Source organism: Nocardia sp. NBC_01327, assembly GCF_035958815.1.
Classification (GTDB): Bacteria; Actinomycetota; Actinomycetes; order Mycobacteriales; family Mycobacteriaceae; genus Nocardia.
Window position 1 is genome coordinate 8,033,447 of sequence record NZ_CP108383.1, and the last position, 21,615, is coordinate 8,055,061.

At 67.1% G+C, this 21,615-nt stretch carries 15 protein-coding genes and 1 pseudogene; 7 read left to right on the plus strand and 9 right to left on the minus strand.

Annotated elements, in window-relative coordinates:
• Positions 1-56: 56 nt before the first annotated feature.
• From nirB to OG326_RS37160, 3 genes are all read right to left on the minus strand, one after another.
• Positions 57-2,591 (minus strand): nitrite reductase large subunit NirB, encoded by a 2,535-nt coding sequence (nirB, locus tag OG326_RS37150; protein WP_327141790.1) that lies wholly within the window; start codon positions 2,589-2,591, stop codon positions 57-59.
• A gap of 26 nt (positions 2,592-2,617) precedes the next feature.
• Complete coding sequence (locus OG326_RS37155) at positions 2,618-4,111, minus strand: MFS transporter (protein ID WP_327141791.1); 1,494 nt, start codon at positions 4,109-4,111, stop codon at positions 2,618-2,620.
• A 155-nt stretch (positions 4,112-4,266) separates the two neighbouring features.
• The gene (locus OG326_RS37160) at positions 4,267-5,418 is read right to left on the minus strand and encodes an MFS transporter (RefSeq protein ID WP_327146695.1); all 1,152 of its coding nucleotides are present in this window, start codon (positions 5,416-5,418) and stop codon (positions 4,267-4,269) included.
• 218 nt (positions 5,419-5,636) lie between these two features.
• Here OG326_RS37160 and OG326_RS37165 point away from each other — a divergent pair, with 218 nt between their 5' ends.
• Positions 5,637-6,308: a FadR/GntR family transcriptional regulator gene (locus OG326_RS37165; RefSeq protein WP_327141792.1), complete on the plus strand. Its 672-nt coding sequence runs from the start codon at positions 5,637-5,639 to the stop codon at positions 6,306-6,308.
• Between the two features lie 191 nt (positions 6,309-6,499).
• Positions 6,500-7,966 carry an MFS transporter gene (locus tag OG326_RS37170; RefSeq protein WP_327141793.1) on the plus strand — a complete coding sequence of 489 codons (1,467 nt, stop codon included), beginning with the start codon at positions 6,500-6,502 and terminating at the stop codon, positions 7,964-7,966.
• Positions 7,967-8,035: 69 nt separating this feature from the next.
• Here OG326_RS37170 and OG326_RS37175 read toward each other — a convergent pair whose 3' ends face one another.
• From OG326_RS37175 to OG326_RS37185, 3 genes are all read right to left on the minus strand, one after another.
• A complete protein-coding gene (locus OG326_RS37175; protein WP_327146696.1) occupies positions 8,036-8,890 on the minus strand; it encodes a TIGR02569 family protein in 855 nt (284 codons plus the stop codon).
• 221 nt (positions 8,891-9,111) lie between these two features.
• On the minus strand, positions 9,112-10,299 hold the full coding sequence (moeZ, locus tag OG326_RS37180; RefSeq protein ID WP_327141794.1) for an adenylyltransferase/sulfurtransferase MoeZ: 1,188 nt from the start codon (positions 10,297-10,299) through the stop codon (positions 9,112-9,114).
• A 259-nt stretch (positions 10,300-10,558) separates the two neighbouring features.
• Positions 10,559-11,401 (minus strand): NAD(P)H-binding protein, encoded by an 843-nt coding sequence (locus OG326_RS37185; protein WP_327141795.1) that lies wholly within the window; start codon positions 11,399-11,401, stop codon positions 10,559-10,561.
• A gap of 177 nt (positions 11,402-11,578) precedes the next feature.
• Here OG326_RS37185 and OG326_RS37190 point away from each other — a divergent pair, with 177 nt between their 5' ends.
• On the plus strand, positions 11,579-12,058 hold the full coding sequence (locus OG326_RS37190) for a MarR family winged helix-turn-helix transcriptional regulator (RefSeq protein ID WP_327141796.1): 480 nt from the start codon (positions 11,579-11,581) through the stop codon (positions 12,056-12,058).
• Here OG326_RS37190 and OG326_RS37195 read toward each other — a convergent pair.
• Positions 12,055-13,245 (minus strand): DUF3152 domain-containing protein, encoded by a 1,191-nt coding sequence (locus tag OG326_RS37195; protein ID WP_327141797.1) that lies wholly within the window; start codon positions 13,243-13,245, stop codon positions 12,055-12,057. The two genes, OG326_RS37190 and OG326_RS37195, sit on opposite strands and share 4 nt — an antisense overlap.
• Before the next feature lie 296 nt (positions 13,246-13,541).
• Here OG326_RS37195 and OG326_RS37200 point away from each other — a divergent pair, with 296 nt between their 5' ends.
• Together OG326_RS37200 and OG326_RS37205 are read left to right on the plus strand one after the other, a co-directional pair.
• Positions 13,542-14,207, plus strand: coding sequence for a TetR/AcrR family transcriptional regulator (locus OG326_RS37200; protein ID WP_297612854.1), 666 nt, complete (start codon positions 13,542-13,544; stop codon positions 14,205-14,207).
• 147 nt (positions 14,208-14,354) lie between these two features.
• Entirely contained in the window at positions 14,355-14,582 is a 228-nt protein-coding gene (locus OG326_RS37205; protein ID WP_327141798.1) for a DUF3107 domain-containing protein, read from the plus strand.
• A 65-nt stretch (positions 14,583-14,647) separates the two neighbouring features.
• Here OG326_RS37205 and OG326_RS37210 read toward each other — a convergent pair whose 3' ends face one another.
• Positions 14,648-15,349, minus strand: coding sequence for a ferritin-like fold-containing protein (locus OG326_RS37210; protein ID WP_297612848.1), 702 nt, complete (start codon positions 15,347-15,349; stop codon positions 14,648-14,650).
• 178 nt (positions 15,350-15,527) lie between these two features.
• On the opposite strand from OG326_RS37210, the gene OG326_RS37215 reads away from it, so the two are divergent.
• The gene (locus tag OG326_RS37215) at positions 15,528-16,673 is read left to right on the plus strand and encodes an SGNH/GDSL hydrolase family protein (RefSeq protein ID WP_327141799.1); all 1,146 of its coding nucleotides are present in this window, start codon (positions 15,528-15,530) and stop codon (positions 16,671-16,673) included.
• 13 nt (positions 16,674-16,686) lie between these two features.
• Here OG326_RS37215 and OG326_RS37220 read toward each other — a convergent pair whose 3' ends face one another.
• Entirely contained in the window at positions 16,687-17,736 is a 1,050-nt protein-coding gene (locus OG326_RS37220) for an alpha/beta fold hydrolase (protein ID WP_327141800.1), read from the minus strand.
• A gap of 532 nt (positions 17,737-18,268) precedes the next feature.
• Here OG326_RS37220 and OG326_RS37225 point away from each other — a divergent pair.
• Positions 18,269-19,628 (plus strand): annotated as a pseudogene (locus OG326_RS37225) (DEAD/DEAH box helicase); the annotation flags it as partial.
• Positions 19,629-21,615 lie beyond the last annotated feature (1,987 nt).

Consider the following 21,615-nt stretch of genomic DNA (forward strand, 5'->3'; position numbering starts at 1 on the left):
GGTACTCTCCTCCGAACGCCCTCACCTATTGGTACCGACGTCCTGTTTCCGTGCGGTTAAGCGGTCATTTCCGGCAGGTCCGGAATTCCCAGCAGGACGGGAACCTTGCGGTCGCCGCTGTCGTCGAAGGCGATGGTCGGATCGGACTCCTCCGGCGCATTGACGAAGGTGACGAAGCGGGAGAGCTTCTCCTCGTCGTCGAGCACGGCCGCCCACTCGTCCCGGTAACCCGCGACATGGCGTTCCATGGCCGCTTCCAGCTCCTCGGCAATGCCGAGACTGTCCTCGCAGACCACCTGCTTGACGTAGTCGATACCGCCCTCGAGGGCCTCCTGCCAGGGCGCGGTGCGCTGCAGGCGATCCGCGGTGCGGATGTAGAACATCAGATAGCGGTCGATGTAGCGGATGAGCGTCTCGTCGTCGAGGGCTCCGGCCAGCAGCACCGCATGCTTCGGGGTGAGACCGCCATTACCGCCGACGTAGAGATTCCAGCCGTTCTCGGTGGCGATGACGCCGACATCCTTGCCGCGCGCCTCCGCGCACTCGCGGGCGCATCCGGAGACCCCGAGCTTGATCTTGTGCGGGGACCGCAGCCCGCGGTAGCGCTTCTCCAGCAGCACCGCCATGCCGACCGAATCCTGCTGACCATAGCGGCACCAGGTGGAACCGACGCAGCTCTTCACGGTGCGCAGCGATTTGCCGTACGCGTGACCGGATTCCATGCCCACCTCGACCAGGCGCTTCCAGATCAGCGGCAGCTGCTCCACCCGCGCGCCGAACAGGTCGATGCGCTGACCGCCGGTGACCTTCACGTACAGGCCGAAATCCTTGGCGACCTGACCGATGGTGATGAGCTGATCGGCGGTGACCTCACCGCCGGGCATGCGCGGCACCACCGAATAGGTGCCGTTCTTCTGCAGATTCGCCAGGAAGTGGTCATTGGTGTCCTGCAGCGAGGCCTGCTCCCCGTCCAGGATGTGATCGCTGGAGGTCGAGGCCAGGATGGAGGCGACGGTCGGCTTGCAGATATCGCAGCCGGATCCGGCGCCGTACCTGGCGATCAGCGCCGAGAAGGTGCGCACGCCGGTGGACTGGACGATATGGAACAGCTCGGCCCGCGACTGGGTGAAGTGCTCGCACAGCGCCTTCGACTGCGCCACACCCGACTGCTCCAGCAGCTTCTTGAGCATGGGAACGCAACCGCCGCAGGAGGTTCCGGCATTGGTGCAGCTCTTGACGGCCGGCACATCGCAGGCGCCCTCGGCGATGGCGCCGCAGATGGCGCCCTTGGTCACATTGTTGCAGGAGCAGATCTGCGCATCATCGGGCAGTGTGTCCGCGCCCAATTCCGCACCGGCCGGGGAGATGAGCGCGGCGGGTTCGGCCGGGAGCGGGCGGCCCACCAGCGGGCGCAGCGCCGAGTACTGGGCGGCATCGCCGACCAGAATGCCGCCGAGCAGCGTCTTGGCATCATCGGAGACAACAAGTTTCGCGTAGGTGCCCTTGGCGGCATCGTGCAGCACCACCGACAGCGCGCCCTCGGTCTTGGCGTGCGCGTCGCCGAAGCTGGCCACATCCACCCCGAGCAGCTTGAGCTTGGTGGACATATCCGCACCCGGGAATTCGCCTGCGCCGCCGAGCAATCGGTCCGCCACGACCTCGGCGGTGCTGTAACCCGGTGCGACCAGGCCGTAGCAGACACCCTCCACCGCGGCGACCTCACCGATGGCGTAGATGCTCGGATCGGAGGTCCGCAGCCCGAGATCGGTGATGACACCGCCGCGCGGCCCGACCTCCAGCCCGGCCTCGCGGGCGATCTCGTCACGCGGGCGCACACCGGCGGCGAAAACCACCATGGCGGTGCACAATTCGGTGCCGTCCGAGAGCGTAACGTTCAACCGCTCGGAAAGCGGTGCGTCCGTGACGGTTTCGATGGTCGAGGTGCCGACGCCGGTGTGCACGTGCAGACCCAGTTCGGTGACCAGCTGCGCCAGGATCGCGCCGCCGCCCTCGTCGATCTGCGCGGGCATGAGCCAGTTGTTGTACTCGACCACGTGCGGGGTCATGCCCAGCAGGCGCAGTGCGTTGGCGGCCTCCAGGCCGAGCAGACCGCCGCCGACCACCACGCCGACCGCACCCGGACCGGCGGCCTCGGCGGTGGCGCGAATGCCGTCCAGATCCGCGAGCGTGCGGTAGACGAAGCATTCGGAAGTGTCGTGGCCCGGCACCGGCGGCACCCAGGCGTACGAACCGGTGGCGAGAACCAGTGCGTCGTAATCGATTACGTCGCCGGTGGAGGTGGTGACCTTGCGTGCGGCCTTGTCGATACTGTCGGCACGAACGCCCAGGCGCACCCGCACCTGCGCGTCACCCTCGTAGCCATTGCCCGGCAGTGCGAGCGCGGAAGTCTCCCAGAGGCCCACGTAGGACGAGAGACCGACGCGGTCGTAGGCGGCCAGCGGCTCCTCGCTCAGCACGATGACCTGCCAGGCGTTCGCCTCGTCACGGGAGCGCAGCGCCTCCACGAAACGGTGTCCCACCATGCCGTGGCCGACGACAACCGCTGTCTTGTGTCCGACTGTGTGCGTCATGACAGTCCTTTCGAGAAGTGTGCGGGTCAGACCCGGGCCGGCGTGCTGGACAGGGAATCGGACTCTGCCGCTTCGGCTTCCAGCGCCGGCGCCGCGACATCGACGACCACGGCGGCGGGAGCGGCGGCATCGATGACCACGGCGGCGGGAGCCGCGGCGCGCGGGCGGCGCAGGAAGACCATCCAGCAGACCGCCCCGCACAGCACATAGAAGGCCATGAACACCCAGAAGGCGGTGGTGGCGGACTGGGTGGAGGCGTAGGAGGAGCGCAGCACCAGGTTGATGCCGACACCGCCCAGCGCGCCGACGGCGCCGACGAACCCGATGAGCGCACCGGAGCTGTTCTGCGCCCAGGCCGCCCGGGTCGCCGAATCACCGGGCAGGCTACGGGATTTCGCCTCGAACACCGAAGGAATGAGCTTGGTGACCGCACCGTTGCCGAAACCGGAGATGATGAACAGCGCGGTGAAACCGATGATGAGCGCCACCAGCACGCCGCCCTTCGGGCTGCCGGCGCCGTCGCCCGCGGTGCTGGCAACGGCCACCACCGCGGCCGCCGCCGTCATGGCGGTGAAGGTGTACAGCGTGACCTTGCCGCCGCCGATGCGGTCGGCCCACTTACCGCCGTACGGACGGGCCAGCGAACCGAGCAGCGGTCCGATGAAAGCGATCTGCGCGGCATGCAGCGCGGCGGCGGCGGCACTCGCGCCGCCCGCTTTGAAGCTGATCTGCAGCACCTGGCCGAAGGCGAAGCTGTAGCCGATGAACGATCCGAAGGTGCCGATGTACAGGAACGCGATGGCCCACGACTGCGGCAGCCGCAGCGATTTGACCATGTAGGACAGGTCGGCCTTCTGGTTCCTGACATTGTCCATGTTCAGGGCCGCACCGAGCGCCGCGACCACGATCAGCGCCAGGTACACCAGGCAGACCGCCGAGGCATTGCCGTACGCGCTGCCGAGGGTCGCGATGACCACCAGGCCGACCACCTGAATAGCGGGCACGCCGATATTGCCGCCGCCCGCGTTCATCCCCAGCGCCCAGCCCTTGAGCCGCTGCGGATAGAAGACATTGATATTCGCCATCGACGAGGAGAAATTGCCGCCGCCCAGACCCGCGAAGGCCGCGATGATCAGGAACGTCGTATACGAGGTGCCCGGCTTGTTGATGAAGTACAGGGTCAGCAGCACCGGCGCCAGCAGCGCCAGCGCGCTCACAATGGTCCAGTTGCGACCGCCGAACTTCGCGGTGGCGACGGTGTACGGAATCCGCATGATGCCGCCGACCAGGGTGGGCACCGCGCCCAGAAAGAATTTGCCCGCCGTATCGATATGGAAGACGGCCGTGGGCATGAACAGCACCATGACCGACCAGATCGACCACACCGAGAATCCGACGTGCTCGGCGAAGACCGACCAGATCAGATTGCGGCGCGCGATGGTCTTACCACCGGCCTCCCAGGCATCGACATCCTCGGCGTCCCAGTGTTCGATGTCGCGATTGCGCGTCAGCAGCTGCACGGCCCCTCCTGAAATCTGAATGACCTCAAGGTAGGAAACCGGTATTGCCGTCATGCTTGCGCGCAATGACCGTCAAATCAACGGTTGCTCACGTTTACCCGAACCGTTCGGTGAGACGGTGAGACCTCACCGCCACACAATTCCGACTGTGCGAATTATGCCCAGGTGTCTTCGAGCATGCGCGGCTTGCACGCCAGCCAGGCGCCCGCGAGCAGCACCAGCACCGCGACCACCAGCAGCGCGAACGGCGCCAGCCAGCCGCCGGTCACCGAATGCAGTGCGCCGAACAGCACCGGACCCAGGCAGGCCACGGCGTAGCCGACACCCTGGGTGAAGCCCGACAGTGCGGCCGAGCCGGCGGAGGTGCGGGTGCGCAGATTGATCAGGGTCAGCGCCATGGGGAAGGTCGACGGGCCCAGGCCCAGCAGCAGCACCCACACCAGAGGCGCGGCCATCGGGGCGATCAGCAGTCCGGCGAAGCCCGCGAAGAAGAAGCCGGCACAGGCGATGACCACCGGGAACGGATTCGCCATGCGGCCCACCACAATCGGTGCGCTGAGCGCCGCGACCAGGCCGATGAGCGCGAAGATGCCGACCATGCTGCCGCCGAAGGAGGCGCTCGCACCGGCGTCGGAGAAGATCTTCGGCATCCACGTGAACATGGAGTACGTGATCAGCGAGGTCATGCCGAACATCAGGGCCATGCCCCAGGCCAGCGAGGACTTCCACACCCGGCCCGTGGATTCGACTGCGTCGGCGGGCATTTCGGTGCTGTCCGCGCGGGCGTGATCACGGCGGATGCGCAGGACGCCCAGCCACGGCAGCATGGCGATGAGCGGCAGAATCGCCCACAGCCCCAGCGAGATCCGCCAGCCGTGCGCCTGTGCGATCGGCACCGCCACCAGCGCCGGGATCACCGTGCCCAGCTGCACCATGACGATGTAGACCGAGCTCAGCAGTGCCAGGCGGTCGGAGAAGTAGCGTTTGACCAGCGGCGGGATCACCACATTGCCGATACCCATACCGGTCAGGGCCAGCGCCGAGAAGACCAGCAGTTCCCAGGTGTCGGGGACCACCGCGCGAATCGCGGATCCGGCGGCGGTCATGCCCATGGCGACCAGCGCCGTGGTCTCGAGGCCCAGCCGCCGGGAAAGAATGGGGGTGAGCAGCCCGGCAGCGGCGAACATGGCGGTCGGGATCATGCCGAAGACGCCGACAACCGCGGTGCCGTACCCGATATCCGTGCCGATCCGGTCGGCCAGCGGGGTGAATGCGGTGACCGCGATGCGCAGGGTGAGCGCGGACATGATGAGCGCGGCGAGTACCAGGAGCCGCCCCTCGACGAGGGAGCGCTTGCGGATCACCCGATCGACGGCGATCTCCTGCGGTCGGGCAGCAGAACGGCCCCCGGCGGGGGCCGTCTCGTCGTGCAGCGTCTCGGCACTCAGCGTCACAGTCACCACAAAATCATAGGATGACCCGATGATGTGATGCAACGAATGTGAGGCACGGTACGCTGACTCCCGTGCAACCAGTCCGACGCACCAGCCTCATCGCCCAGGTCACCGAGCAGCTGCGTGCCGAAATCCGTTCCGGCCGTTGGTCCGTCGGCTCGCGTATCCCCACCGAGCCGGAGCTGACCGAACTCACCGGCACCGGCCGCAATACCGTGCGCGAAGCCGTCCAGGCGCTCGTGCACGCGGGCATGCTCGAGCGCAGGCAGGGTTCCGGGACCTATGTGATCTCCACCTCAACGCTCGGCGGCACCCTCGCCGAATACTTCGCCGACGCCCAGCAGCGCGACATCCTCGAATTGCGGCAGGCCCTGGACACCACCGCCGCCGCCCTCGCCGCCCGGCGCCGCGACGCCGGCGATATCGCCGACCTGGAACGACTGCTCGAGGATCGCCGCGCGACCTGGGACGACAATTTCGACGCCGCCATCGAGGCGGATGTGCAGCTGCACCGCGCCATCGTGGTCGCCAGCCACAATGCGGTGTACCTCGAGTTCTACGACTCGCTGCTGCCCATCATCGAGGCCGTCATCCGCTCCCGCTCCGAAAAGGCGGGGGCGGCCTATCATGACGAACACGCCGAACTGGTGCGGGCCGTCATCGACGGCGACCCGGAAGGCGCTGCGCGCGCGGCCAATTGCTTCCTCAGCTCACTGATCGCCGAATTTCCGGACGCACGATAAATCCTCGGGGTAACCGGGAGGTCACCACGTGCGGCACCGGAAGGTGAGCCGGAATTACCTCTTTCGTCACCGGAAAACCCCTGTGCGTAACCAGTACTTCGTACGGTGAACGCGACCGCAGGGACCTTCTCCCGGAACACATTCCGGGAGAACCGATGAGGGCGGTCGGTAGTGCGAGAGGAACACTGCAGATGGCAACGGTAGAGGCGCCGGAGTCCACTTTCCGATATCAGCAACGAGGCCGGTGGATCGATCACTGGGAGCCGGACAATAATGAATTCTGGGAGAACGGCGGACAACAAACCGCCCGCAAGAATCTGATCTTCTCGGTATTCGCCGAAAATCTCGGGTTCAGCATCTGGGTACTGTGGGCCAGCGTCGTCACGGTGATGGGCTCGGCCGGATTCGACTTCCTCGCCGGACTCGGCAAGGGCAATCCCACCGCCGTGAGCAATGCGCTGCTGCTCACCTCCATGCCGACGCTTGTCGGTGCGGCACTGCGCATTCCGTACACCTTCGCCATTCCGCGCTTCGGCGGCCGCGCGTTCACGATCTTCAGCGCGGGCATGCTGCTGATCCCCACCCTCGGGCTGGTCTGGTTCATCAATGAGCCGCATACGCCCATGTGGGTGTTCGTGGTGCTGGCCGCGCTCGCCGGTGTCGGCGGCGGCAACTTCTCCTCGTCGATGGCGAATATCAACTTCTTCTACCCCGAGGGTAAGAAGGGCACCGCCCTGGGCATCAATGCCGCGGGCGGCAATCTCGGTGTGGCGCAGACACAGCTGTTCGTCCCACTGATCATCACCCTCGGCACGCAGATCATGGCCAAGGACGCGGGCGGTTACCGGTTCGGCATCACACTGTCGGTGCTGGTGTGGATTCCGTTCATCCTCATCGCCATGGTCGGTGCGCTGCGGTACATGGACTCGCTCTCCGGCGCGAAATCCGATGGGACGTCGTACAAACTGGCGCTCGTCAATCCGCACACCTGGGTGATGGCCGTGCTCTACGTCGGCACCTTCGGATCGTTCATCGGCTACTCCTTCGCCTTCCCGACGCTGCTCAAAGCCAATTTCCCGGATCTGGCCAAGATCGGCTGGATGGGGACGCTCGGCAATCTCGCCTTCCTGGGCGCGCTCGTCGGTTCCATGAGCCGGCCCTTCGGCGGCTGGGTCTCCGATAGGCTCAGCGGCGCGAAGATCACCCTCTACGTCTTCGCCGGAATGGCGGTCGCGACCCTGCTCATCATGGCGTCGCTGTCGGCGAAAAGCTTTCCGCTGTTCCTGATTTCGTTCCTGCTGCTGTTCGCGCTCTCCGGGGTCGGCAATGGTTCCACCTACCGGATGATCCCGATGATCTTCACCGCGGAGGCTCGTCGCCGCGCCTCGGAGACCGGGCAGGACATCAGCGCCGCGCTGACCTCCGCCAAGCGGCAGGCGGGTGCGGCCATCGGCGTCATCGGGGCGGTCGGGGCCGCGGGCGGCTGGGTGCTGCAGCAGGCCCTGCGACTCTCGGGCCTGCACTACGGCAATATGAATCCCGCCTTCTGGGGCTATGTTGTCGCGTATCTCGCCATGGGCGGGCTGACCTGGTGGTTCTACCTGCGCTCGTCGTTCGCCACCAGCCGCGCACCGTCGCTGGCGCACGCCAACGTGTAGCACTCCACCCGAAAACGACTGTCGCGCCGAGCAATTCGCTCGGCGCGACAGTCGTTTCGGCGCATTCGCCTACAGCAGCAGGCGGATTCGATCGGCGGTGCGGCCCAGACCCGGGAAGGCCTCCGGGGTCGAACGCGGGTGCAGGGCATGCACCGCGAGGCGGAACATGACCGCGCGCACCAGCATTTGCGGCCACTCGGGCAGACTCCCCCAGCGCTCCAGCAGTCCGTCGTCGGCGCCGCCCCACGACAGGGCGTCGACCACTATCACCGCCGCGGCCCAGGGCGCGGGCCGCCAGTACGGGGTGATGTCGGTGAGGCCGGGCGCGAGCCCGCCGCCGGCGAAGAGCACGGTGCCGAACAGATCGCCGTGCACCAGCTGCGGCGGTGTCGCCACCGGCTTGCGCAGAGTCGAGAGCTGAGTGATCAGGTGCAGGCTGCGGTCGCCGTCGGGTGAGGTGGCCGGCAGCATGCCGCCGACCTTGAGGCTGCGCAGCGGTACCGCCTCCCAGGCGGCGCGGTCGGCAGCGGCGAAAACATCCACATCGACCCACGGCGCCACCGGCGCCTGCGCCAGGAAGCGCGGGCGCTCCAGCTGCTGCGTCACCTTGTGCAGTCGCAGCGACAGCGACACCACCTCGTCGTGCCGGGGTTCCGGCACGCCGTCCAGATAGGTGTCACCGCGCCAGCCGGAGACGACATATCGGCCGTCGGTGGCGCGCACGGGCCGCGCCAGACGCAGCCCGTCGACCCGCAGCGTCTCGCGCACCTTCGCCGACCAGGCGGCACGCGCATGATCGGTCACCGGGCTCAGTACCACATCGCCGCACCGCCAGCCGCCGTCCCAGTTCCCCAGCGGAACCGGCGCGACTTCGCGCAACCCGAAGGTTGAGCGCACGTGCTCGGGAGGTTCCACAGCAGTCATGGTCACGCGCGTAACCTACCGCTCCTCCGCCTCTCCGCGCCTTAAGGCCAGACTCGTGTGCCGCGCCAGTTTCGTCGGCGGCCGGCGGTGAGGTGGACGACAATTTCGCCCGTACCCGGGGAGTTACCCCGAACTTACGAGATCAGTCGTCGCCTATTTCTTAAAACCTCCAGCGCAATACCGTCCGGAATCCTTTACGCGCTCGTGCGCGTCGCGCACTCTCAGTAGACCGGGAGGGAGGGGTCCACCTGGTTGGCCCAGGCGATGATGCCGCCTTGGAGGTGGGTGGCATCGGAGAAGCCCGCGTTCTTGAGCGCGGCAAGGGCTTCCGCGGAACGGATACCGGTCTTGCAGTGCAGCACGATCGGGCGGTTCTGCGGGAGTTCGGCCAGGGCCTCACCGGTGAGGATGCGGTCCTTGGGGATCAGGGTCGCGCCTTCGATGCGGACGATGTCCCATTCGACGGGCTCGCGCACGTCGATGATCGCCACATCCTTGCCCGCGTCGAGCATGTCCTTGAGCTCGCGGGCGGTGATGGTGGAACCGATGGCCGCCAGCTGACCCTCTTCCGACACCACGCCGCAGAAGGCGTCGTAGTCGATGAGTTCGGTGATCGGCTGCCGCTCGGGATCGCGGCGCAGCTTGATGGTCCGGTAGGTCATATCGAGTGCGTCGTAGACCATGAGCCGGCCCAGCAGCGGGTCACCGATACCGGTGAGCAGCTTGATCGCCTCGGTCACCATGATCGAGCCGATCGATGCGCACAGCACGCCCAGGACGCCGCCCTCGGCGCAGGACGGGACCATGCCCGGCGGCGGCGCTTCCGGGTACAGATCGCGGTAGTTGAGGCCGCGACCGTCCGGGGCGTCCTCCCAGAACACCGAGACCTGGCCCTCGAACCGGTAGATCGAACCCCACACATAGGGCTTGTGCGCGAGCACCGCGGCATCGTTGACCAGATAGCGGGTGGCGAAATTGTCGGTGCCGTCCACGATCAGGTCGTACTGCTCGAACAGCTCGATGGCGTTCTCGGGCTCGAGGCGAATCTTGTGCAACCGCACGGTGATTCCGGAATTGATCTCCAGAATCGAATCACGCGCGCTGTCGGCCTTGGAGCGGCCGATATCGGATTCGCCGTGAATGATCTGCCGCTGCAGATTGGAGGCGTCCACCTCGTCGAACTCGACGATGCCGAGCGTGCCCACACCGGCGGCCGCCAGATACAGCAGTGCCGGGGAACCGAGACCACCGGCGCCGATGACCAGCACCCGGGCATTCTTCAAACGTTTCTGACCGTCCACCCCGAGATCCGGAATGATCAGATGACGGCTGTAGCGGGCGACCTCGTCCTTGGTCAGCTCCGCGGCCGGCTCCACCAGGGGCGGCAGGGACTGATGCGATGCTGTCACGCTTGCGGACTCCTCCGTAGAATTCGCCGACTACTCGCGGCCACACGTGCAACACCGAGGACCGGACCGTTCTTCCCACCCTAGGTCGCACCCCCCGAGCCGATCCGCCCGGCCCGGCCGCGCCCATCCGGAAGCCGTGACCTGGAGGCCCGATCAGCCGGCCCAGTAGTTGCGGCGGCGATACCGCGGCGCGAACAGCAGCCGATCGAGAATCCACGGGACGTACACGGCCGCACCGGAGGGACCTTGCCGAATCTCTTCAGTTCTGGAACGCGGCAGCGTTTTCGGTGGCCCACTCCGCGAAGGTGCGGGCGGGGCGGCCCAGCAGGTGTGGCACGGTTTCGGTGGTCGGTCCCGGAGTGCGGGCGTAGTCGGCGAGGGAGCCGAGTAGGCGGGCCGGAACGTCCTCGGGCAGGCCCTGGGCGAGCATTGCGGCGCGCACCCGGTCGGGAGCGACCTCCGCGAAAGATACGTCCGCACTGAGGGTTTCGGACAGAATGCGGACCTTGTCGAGCTGGGACAGCGACTCGGGGCCGGTGAGCACGTAGGCACGGCCCGCATGGCCGGGTTCGGTCAGTGCCCGTACCGCGACGGCGGCGATATCGCGGTGGTGAATCGGGGAGGTGGTGGCGCCGGGGTATGCGCCGCGAACAATGCCTCCGGCCCGCACCTGCGGCGCCCAGGCCAGCGCATTGGCGTCGAAATCCGCGCAGCGCAACACGGTCCGGGCCAAGCCGGATTCCTCGGCGGCCCGTTCGGCTGCCCGGAATCCTTCGATGAAGCGTGGTTCTCCTACCGGGTACTGCACTGTCGCCGCGGAAATCACGACCACTCGGCGCGCGCCCGCCGCGGCGGCGGCCTTCAGCAGTTCGGCGGCGGCGTTTCCGGCGGCGCGTGGACTGAGCAGTACTGCTTCCACGTTTTTCCACACCGAATCCAGTGACCGCGGGTTCGACGGGTCTCCGGCCACGACCCGCGCCCTGGCGGACAGTCCGGCCGCTTCCGGGTTCCGGCTGACGGCCGTCACCTCGTGCCCTGCGTCGAGTAGGAGCTGTACCGCCGAGCGGCCGACGCTCCCTGTGGCTCCGATGATGACGATCATGATGAACTCCATATTCTATGTAATTCGTACTATATGGATAGTATGTCATATGAGTTTCAAAGTATCTAGTGACCTGGGTCACCGCCCCGAGCTGGTGAGCAATGGCGTGATCCAGCAGCAGAAACTACGTATGACGTAAGGTACGGAGGTCGTATTACTCGAGCAGGAGGGTTGGGCATGACCGCCACGCACGAGGAGGACGATCCCCGGCTGCGACGGCGCACCGTCACCGAGGTGAAGGGGCGCATGCGAGACCTGCGCAATAACCTCGCGCTGCTCAACCGTCAGGTGGCCGGCCGGCTGGAACTGCGGGACGTCGATATGGATTGCCTCGACACCGTCAGTGCCGCCGGGCCGATCAGCCCCACCGCGCTGGCGCGCGCGACCGGATTACATCCGGCAACCCTGACCGGGATTCTCGACCGGCTCGAACGCGGCGGCTGGATCGTGCGCGAGCGCGCGCAGCACGATCGGCGGGCCGTGGTGGTGCGGGCGCTGCCCGATCGTAATGGCGAGCTCTACCAACAGTTTTCGACCATGAACACCGCTGTCGACGAGATCTGCGCCGACTACACGACCGAACAGCTGCAGGTGGTGGCCGAGTTCCTGCGCCGTTCGGCCGTCGCGGGACGAGAGGCCCTGGAGCCCGGGGCCTAACCGCGCGGGTAGGGCCAGGGGTTGAAGCGGCATTTCTTGCCGTCCATGGGTACGACGCCCGCCGGGTCCAGGGTGGCGATGTCGTTATTGCGAGTGCCGAAGGTCTGCTGCATCATCACCGGGGCCAGGCCGCCGTCGGTCTCGCACGGCTGATGTTCGTGGTAGCCGATGGCGTGGCCGACCTCGTGGTTGATCTGGTACTGCCGGTAGGAGCCGACATCACCTTCGAAGGCCAGTGCGCCGCGCACCCAGCGCACCTCCGAGAGCACCACGCGGCCGAGATCGGTGTTGTAGCAGGAGGAGTCGATGGGGATTTCGAATCCGCAGGCCTTGCGCGTGGTGTCGCGCGAGGTGAGCGAGATGCGGAAATCCGGAGTGCCATTGTCGATGCGGCGGAAGCCGAAGCGCGAATCATGGGTCCAGCTCTTGGGATTCGAGAGCGTGGCATCGACCATATGGCCGATCGCGTCGTCGCCGCCGAGGCTCGAGGTGTCCACGCCGTCCTCGATCTCCACCGTGTAGGAGAAGACGTGCTCGGAGCCGGTGCCCACCTGAGCGGTGCTGCCGGGCACCACATGCCAAGCGCCCGTACCGGTATCGGTGTACGGGCCGCCGCCGGGCACCGCGCCGGTGGGCAGATCGGCGGCGAACTTGCCGTCGCCCTTGGGCGCACCGCCGATGATCCCGGCGGGCTTGTCGGTGTGATCGCTGAGCCGGCCGAAGCCGGGCAGATCGGCGACGCTGTCGGGGCCGCTGCGGAAGGCGTCCACTGCCACCAGCACCGTGATCGCCAGCAGCACCGGCAGCGCGTAGGCGCGCCAGCCGTAGGTGGAGACGAAGCGGCCGAGGCCGCTCTGCTTCTTGCCCTCGCGGTCCGGGCGCTCACGGGCGCGGGTGTCGTCGGGCGTCGAGGTCGGATCCCAGCTGGCCCGCAGCGGTTCGTGCGGGAGCGGCAGGCGGTCGCCGATGGTCGCCGGAAGTCCGGACGGCGCGGGCTGTCCGGACTGCGGTGCGTCGCTCTCGCCGTACAGGCCGAGCGGATCGTAAATCGGGCCGGTCGGTCTGCCTTTTCGTTTCGATGCACTCTTCGAGCCACCGGAAACCGCTGGGCGTGGCGCACCGGCTGCTACGGGTCGGCGTGAATCGCGCCCGCCGGAGTATCTGCCCCCATCGTCGGTCACGCTCATCAGACTCTCACAGAGCGCGCGGACACGGTCGGCTGCCGTCGCACGGACAGCGACAGATCTCACAAATCGGGACAAGTGCTTCACATTTGTGACCGGGCTCGCATAATCAACCCAGCACGCGCATCGGCCGGAGCAACGGTCATCACCGCGCGTATCGACAAATATCCGGTGCGGATCGCCAACATCCAGCACACCAATATTCGGAACCTGGATCAGCACGGACCCCTCGAGCGAGTATCGTTCGGGGGATACCCGGTGACATCCTTTCCGCCGGTAATCGACTGGGAGATCGGAAAATGACTGACCTCGTGGACCGGATGACCGCTCACCGCACGTCATCCGAGGCTACGGCGCCGACAAAGCGCGGCACCCGACTGCCCCGCGAGGCCCGTCGCGCACAGTTGCTGGCCGCTGCGGGTGAGGTTTTCGTCCTCCGCGGCTACCACGCCGCCGGCATGGACGAGATCTCGCAGTGTGCAGGCGTCAGCAAACCTGTGCTGTACCAGCACTTCTCGAGCAAACTCGAGCTGTATCTGGCCGTGCTGCAGAACTATGTCGACGCCCTGGTCTCGAGCGTGCGCCAGGCGCTGCGCTCCACCACCGAAAACCGGTTCCGCGTCCGCGCGGCCGTGCAGGCGTACTTCGACTTCGTCGATCACGAAACCCAGGGCTTCCGACTGGTATTCGAATCGGACCTCACCAATGAGCCGCAGGTGCAGCGGCGCGTGGAGCAGGCCACCGAGGCGTGTGTGGACGCGGTCTTCGACCTCGTCGCCCACGACTCCGGCCTGGACCCGTATCGCGCCCGCGTACTCGCGGTCGGCCTGGTGGGCGCCAGCCAGTTCAGTGCCCGCTACTGGCTGGAGGCCGATCGGCCGATCCCCAAGGACGAGGCCGTGGACACCACGGTCGCGCTCTGCTGGGGTGGCCTCTCGCACATCCCGCTGCACCCGATCGACTGAGCAGGCCCTCGAGGACATCGCCGGGCATACGGGGTCGTTCACCGGGCACACGTTCGCTCAGAGCGCAGGGCGGTCTCTGCCGCGCCCCCGTGCGGCTGCACTAGCCTTGGCGTGGACAGCACAGGACTCTAGGTTCGGAGGTTGGCCGTGGAGGTCAAGATCGGTATTTCGGATAGCCCACGTGAGCTGATCATCAATAGCTCGCAGACGCCCGCCGAGGTGGAGGCACTGGTTTCCGGTGCGCTGCAGGGCGAGAGTGGCGTCGTGGCGCTGACCGACGAGAAGGGCCGCAAGTTCCTGATCCAGGCCAACAAGGTCGCGTATGTCGAGATCGGTGCCGCGGCCGCCGGCCGGGTCGGCTTCGCCGCCGTCTGACGAGCACAAAGCAATTGCCCCGCTGATTTTCTCAGCGGGGCATTTCTTTTTCGCGGGGAGCGGGGCTAGCCCAGACCCAGGACGCGCATGCGCTCGGCGTGGCTGTCCTGCATGTGCTCGAAGAGCACGGCGATACCGTTCAGATCACCGGTCGCGGTGAGCACCAGTTCGGTCAGTTCGTCACGCTGCGCCATGACGTACTGCGCCTGGGTGATCGCCTCGCCGAGCAGGCGGCGACCCCACAGCGTGAGCCGGTCGCGCTCGGAGCGATTCTGCTCGACCGCGGTGCGCACCTCTTCGATGACGAATTCCGAATGGCTGGTCTCGGCCAGCACATCGCGCACCACGTCGGCGACCTCGGGAGCCAGAGCGCCGGCGATCTCGGTATAGAAGTCGGCGGCGATACCGTCACCGACATAGAACTTGACCATCGACTCCAACCAGGTGGAGGGGTCGGTGGAGGCGTGATAGGCGTCCAGGGCGCGGACGAACGGGGCCATGGCGTCGAATACCTCGGCGCCACGGGCGGCCAGCGCCAGTTCCAGCGTTTCGAAATGGCCCATTTCATTGGCGGCCATCTTGGCGACGGCGACCTTGCCGCGCAGTGAGGGCGAGAGTTTCGCCTCTTCGGCCAGACGATAGAAGGCGGAGATCTCACCGTAGGCGAGAACCGCGAAAAGGTCGGTGACTCCGGGGTGACTGGCGGCGACCCGGTCGTCGGCCGATTCCGACGCGGCGCCCAGCGCAGTAGACGAGTTTGCTCCCATGGCCCCCACCCTAGTCCGCGATCCTGAACGCCAATCACCCATCGGCGAGACATTGTGCGGCGTACCCTCGAAATATTCGGAAGGCCTTGCGCCACTTGCAATTTCATGATCATACCGGCCCCTTGTCGGCTCGGCGCCCGGGGTTACCGGTACGAAACCCTCCGGTGGGGAGAACTCCATGCCAACCGCAATTCAAAATCTGATCGTTCTGGGCGACAGCCTCTCGGATATCGGCATCAAACGCGAAGCGCCCAGCGGAATGTTCGCCCGCGCGGCCGGCATGATGCGCACCAATGAGGTCGGCCGCTACAGCGACGGCAAGAACTGGGCCGATTTCCTGGTCGAATGGATAGGCGGCGAATCGCTCATTCGCGAGGACCGGAAGACGACCGAGGAGGCGACCGCCCCGCATCGGACGCTGAGCGACAGCTCAGTGGTACTGGGCACGCACACCGGAAATCTCGCGCCGGTGCGCTATGCCAACTACGCGCAGGGCGGCGCCATCGCGGCCTCGGACTGGAAGCCGAAGGCCGGAGCGCTCGGATATCTGAAAGATCAAGTCGCCGAATACATCAAGGCGCGCCGGGCGCTGATGGCCCCCACCAAGGCGGTCATGGCCGGCACCGCGCAGGACCAATTCACCGGGCCGACGCTGCACATCATGTGGATCGGACTCAATGACCTCATTACCGCGGAGCGCCCCGTTCCGGACAATCTGTCCGGGCGGGTGGACAAACCCGGCACCGGTGTCGGGCCGCTGATCGAGGAGATCTACCAGCTGGTCAATTCCATCCCGAACTCGTTCCCGACGAATCCCGGCAACGAGCACTTCATTCTCATCGACCTGCCCAGCCCCCTGGTGTCGGTGCGCTTCCAGGACAAGGCCGCCGACAAAGGTGATGCCGCGGTGGAGAAGGCGGTGAAGAACGTCGCCAAGTTCAACGACGCGCTCGGCTATCTCGCGACGCACTGGCCACCGCCCGGCCCCGGCCTCCACGACGGACCCGGCGCGACACCCGGCAATATCTCGCTGGTGCGCATGTCCGATTGGATGCAGGTCGTCGCGGACGGTGCGACCACCTTCCAACTCACCCCGCTGGCACAGGAGCACGGGCCGGTGCCCTATCTGGGCATGCGCGATGACACTCCCCCGGCTCTGCGCCGCGCCCTCACCACCAGCGATCTCGCCCACCCCACGCAGGCGGTGTACGAACTCATCGCCCGGCAGATCACCGATGTGCTGGTCGCCAACTACACGCTCGGGAAATTGAACCGCCAGTCCTGGCCCGAAAAGCGGCCGTTTCCAACGGTTCCCGGTATCTGAAACCCGCACCTCACTAAGCGAGGTCGCGCAAGAACTTGTCCAGATAAGTCCAGGTGGTGTCGCGGGCCGAAAGCAGACCGAGGTGGGAACCGGGCGCGGTCTCGTAGCGCACCTGCGGTGATCCGGTCAGTGTGGTCAGGCCGTGCTCCACCGCCGCGGCCGGGGTGATCACATCGGTCGGGCCGCCGACGAGCAGCACCGGCACGGTGACATCGGCGAGGGCGATGGTGCGATCACCGAAATGCACTACGCCCTTGCCGATGTCGTTGTTCAACATGAACCGGCCCCACAGCTGGTTGTAGAACCGGCCCGGATATCCGGGCAGCGAATTCTGGAACCGGTCGATGGTCTCCATCCGCGCCAGCGTCGCGGTGTCGGTCAGATTGCTCGCAATGAAGAAGGGGCGCTTGAGTTCTCGGTCCCAGGCGGTGGCGCGGTAGGCGATGCGGGTCAGCTGCGCGGAGACGCCGCCGGTGGCGCGAATGGCGGCGGTGGCGGTGCGGCCGCCGTCCAGCCGGGCCAGCGCGCGCAGTTCCCGCACGCCGACCATGTGGTCGTAGCTCAGCGGGGCGCCGACGGCGGTGATGGAACGGATGGGCAGCGTCGGATCCGCGGCGGCGGTCAGCAGCGCCAGGACGCCGCCGATGGACCAGCCCACCAGATCGACCGCGCGCCCGCCGCGATCGGCCGATACCTGGCGGATGGACTCGGGCAGGATGTCGTCGATCCAGTCCTCGAAGCCCATGCGGCGGTCCTCGAAGGTGATCTCGCCGTAATCGACCAGGTAGGTGGCCCGGCCGGTATCGCGCAGGAAGCGCGCCATGCTCTGGTCGGGGCGCAGATCGAAGCAGAAGGCGGGTGCGGCCAGCGGCGGCACGAGCAGTACGGCCGGATCGTCGGCGCCCGCGCCGTCTGCGGCGGTACCGTCGTAGCGGCGCAGCTCCCGATGCGGTGCGACCGATACCACCGTCGACGGGGTGGGTTCGGGTGCACCGATGCCGGTGCCGAAGGTCAGGGCCCACGCGTTGCGCGCGGCGGTGCTCACGGTGTCTGCCAGGCTCACTCGCACAACTTCGCACATGGTGCTACAGCTTGTAACACCTATGTGAGCAATCCAACTGTCGACCAGGCGGGGTATGCTCGGTGCGCGGGCCAATTGCGGTGCGGCGCAATCCTTAACGCGGGTGCGAAGTTCTGCTGCGGGCGGCGGCGATATGCCGCAATCGCGCCTACCAGCGTTATACCGCTGCGCAATTGCGGTGGCGGAAAAAGGGGCGAAGACCGTATCACGCTACAATCTCCGCAGACAACGGAAATTTTCGCTCGAACGAGTTTGCCGGATACACCGTGAACCGGTGCTCGGGCGGCCGTAGTCCACGGAAAATGTGCGCGCACTCCGATCCGCAACATTGTCCGCCGCGCCAGGTCGATGCCAGTCCGAATCACACCGGATGGGTATCCCGCAGCGGCGACAGAAACCCGGATCAAGTGGTCGTCGCGGACCGACCGGTCCGCCCCACCTCGTGCGCGCGAGACGCGATAAAACGAGGAAGGCACGAACCCTGAGCAAGATCACCGTAGAGCAGGAGCCGGGCGTGGCAGACACGCTACTGACGGCGGAGCTCGACGAAACCCACACTGCCCCCACCTTCGCCGAACTGGGTGTCAACCCGCAGATCGTGCGCGCGCTGAGTGAAATGGGCATCGACCGCACCTTCGCCATCCAGGAACTCACCCTGCCGCTCGCGCTGGCCGGTGAGGACCTGATCGGTCAGGCCCGCACCGGTATGGGCAAGACCTTCGGCTTCGGCGTGCCGCTGCTGCACCGCATCGGCTCCGGAACCTCGGGCACCATTCCGCTCGACGGCACCCCGCGCGCGCTGATCATCGTGCCGACGCGTGAGCTGTGCATGCAGGTCACCTCCGATCTGGAGAACGCCAGCAAGTACGCCACCGCACCGGACGGCACCCCGCTGCGGGTGACCTCCATCTACGGCGGCCGCCCGTACGACACCCAGATTGCCGCGCTGCGCGCCGGCGTCGATGTGGTCGTCGGCACCCCGGGACGACTGCTGGACCTGGCCGAACAGCAGCATCTGATTCTGGGCAAGGTCCAGGTCCTGGTGCTGGACGAGGCCGACGAAATGCTCGACCTGGGCTTCCTGCCCGATATCGAGCGCATTCTCAATATGGTTCCGGACCAGCGGCAGACCATGCTGTTCTCGGCCACCATGCCGGGGCCGATCATCACCCTGGCGCGCACATTCCTCAACCGGCCCACCCACATTCGGGCCGAGGAGCCGCACGACTCGACGATCACCGACCGCATCACGCAGTTCGCCTACCGGGCGCACGCGCTCGACAAGAGTGAGCTCGTCGCCCGCATCCTGCAGGCCGAAACCCGCGGCGCCACCATGATTTTCGCCCGCACCAAGCGCACCGCGCAGAAGGTGGCCGACGATCTGGCCGAGCGCGGCTTCTCGGTCGGCGCGGTGCACGGCGACCTCGGGCAGATCGCCCGCGAGAAGGCGCTCAAGAAGTTCCGCGAGGGCAAGATCGACGTGCTCGTCGCCACCGATGTCGCCGCGCGCGGTATCGATATCGACGATGTCACGCACGTGATCAACTACCAGTGCCCCGAGGACGAGAAGACCTACGTGCACCGCATCGGCCGTACCGGCCGCGCGGGACGCAGCGGTGTGGCCGTCACCTTCGTCGACTGGGACGAGCTCAAGCGCTGGGCCTCCATCGACCAGGCGCTCAAGCTCGGCATGCCCGAGCCGGTGGAGACGTACTCCAGCTCCAAGCATCTGTTCGAGGAACTCGGCATTCCCGCCGGCACCACCGGAATCGTGCGCAAGCGCCCGGTCGTGCGGGAGGAGGACGCCGTGGTCGTGGAGCGCGAGAGCCGCGCACCGCGCAACCGCAATCGCAAGCGCACCCGTGGGGCGCGTGCCGGTGAGCCCGGCTTCGAGGTCAATAGCAGCGAGGCCGAATCGACTGCGTCCGAAGGCAATTCGGGCAATGCCGAGGGTTCCTCGGAGCGGCCGGGCCGTCGTCGCCGCCGTCGTGGACGCGGTGGCGCGGACAATGCCGCCGTGGCCGGTAATGGCGTCGTGACCGTCGCCGGAAACGGTGCGGCCCCGGCCGATGCCACCCAGGCAGTCGCCGGTTCCGGTCGTGCGGTCGCCGATTCCGGTCGTGCAGTCGCCGATTCCGCCCAGGCAGTCGCCAATGGCGCTGAGGCAGTGGCTGATTCCGGCGAGTCGGTCGCCCATGCCGCTCCGGCGTCGGACACCGACGCACCGAGGACCGAAGGTCGCCGCAGGCGCAATCGGCGCGGACGCGGACGCGGCCAGGCCGACAGCAATGGCGCGAGCAGCAACGGCTCGGGCAGCCATGCCGAGGTTTCGGACCATGCCGTCGCGGATTCCGGCAGCGCGGTTTCGGACCGCACCGCCGAGGTCCCAGCAGCCGCTGTCACCGAATCCAACAGCACGGCAATCGCTTTCAGCGATGCCGAGCAGAGCCCGGCAGCAGTCGCCGACTCCGCCGAGCCCGCAGCCCGCTCCGCTCGCAGCCGCACCCGCCGCCGGGGCTCGGACGAGACCGCGAACACCACGGGCAGCACCAACGGTTCGGTCCACGCGACCGCCGACTCGGTGACCACCGCCGTTCCGGCCGTCGCCAACGCTGTGGCCGAGGCCGCACCGGAGGCACCCGCCACCAACGGTTCGCCCGTCGCAGCCGAGGGCACTTCGGAACCCACGAAGCGCACTCGCACCCGGCGCACCAAGGCGACGACCGAAACCGGCAACGGCTCGGCCGACACCACCGGCGATGCGTCGACCACCGAGACCACAGTGAATTCAACTGCGGCCCCAGTGGATTCGGCCGAGACAATCGCACCGGCGAAGCGCACCCGTGGCACCGGCAAGACTGCGACTCCGGCAGGAAGCGATGAGGCTGTCGCCTCACACACCGCGACCACCGAACCGGCAGTCACCACCGATGTCGCAGGCGAAGCAGTCCAGAGCAGCGGACGTACTCGCGGACGTACCACCAAGGCTGCCGCCAGCGCGGCAGATGTTTCCGCGACGTCGGCCACGCCCGCTGTCAGCTCCCCTGCTGCGGCTGACGTGACCGCCGAAGTGGCTGCACCCGCCAGCTCCCCCGCTGCGGCTCGCCTGACCGCTAAAGTGGCTGCGCCTGCTGTCAGCTCCCCTGCTGCGGCTGACGTGACCGCTGAAGTGGCTGCGCCCGCCAGCTCCCCCGCTGCGGCTGAGGTGGCTGCTCCGGTGCAGCGTGCGGGCCGACGCCGGGCCAGTCGCCCGGCACTCGCCCCCGGCGATGTGGTTACCGATACCGCCGCTGCCGCACAGGGTTCCGCCGATGCTGTTGTCACGGCGGAAGCTGTGAGCGAGCCGGTCAAGAGCACGGGCAGGCGGCGCGCCAGCCGCCCGGCTCAGGCTCCCAGTGATGCCGCGAGCGGATCCACCACTGCCGCAAGCAGTTCCGTGGTCCCCGCCGCCACAGTCACTGACGGCGAACCCGCCCCGGCCAAGGGTCGCCGCCGGGCGACGGCGGCTCCGGCCGCTGCGGTCGACGGATCGGCCGCTGCCACAAACGGTTCCGTGGAACCCGCCACAGTCGTCGCCACCGGCGAGCCTGTCCCCGCCAAGGGTCGCCGGCGGGCGACGGCGGCTCCTGTCGCTGAATCTGCTGCTGCGGCACATGGTTCCGGTGAGCTCGGGGCTGCTGCGGTTGTGGAGAGTGTGGCTCCCAAGCGCGCTCGCCAGAGTGCGAAGGCAACTGCCGCGGATGTCGTGGACTCGAATTCGGTTGCGGCCGAACCTGCGAAGCGGGCGGGACGGGCCAAGACCGCGGTTGCGGCCGAGGTTTCCGAAGCTGCTGCGGTCGAGCCTGCCAAGGCCGCGACTCG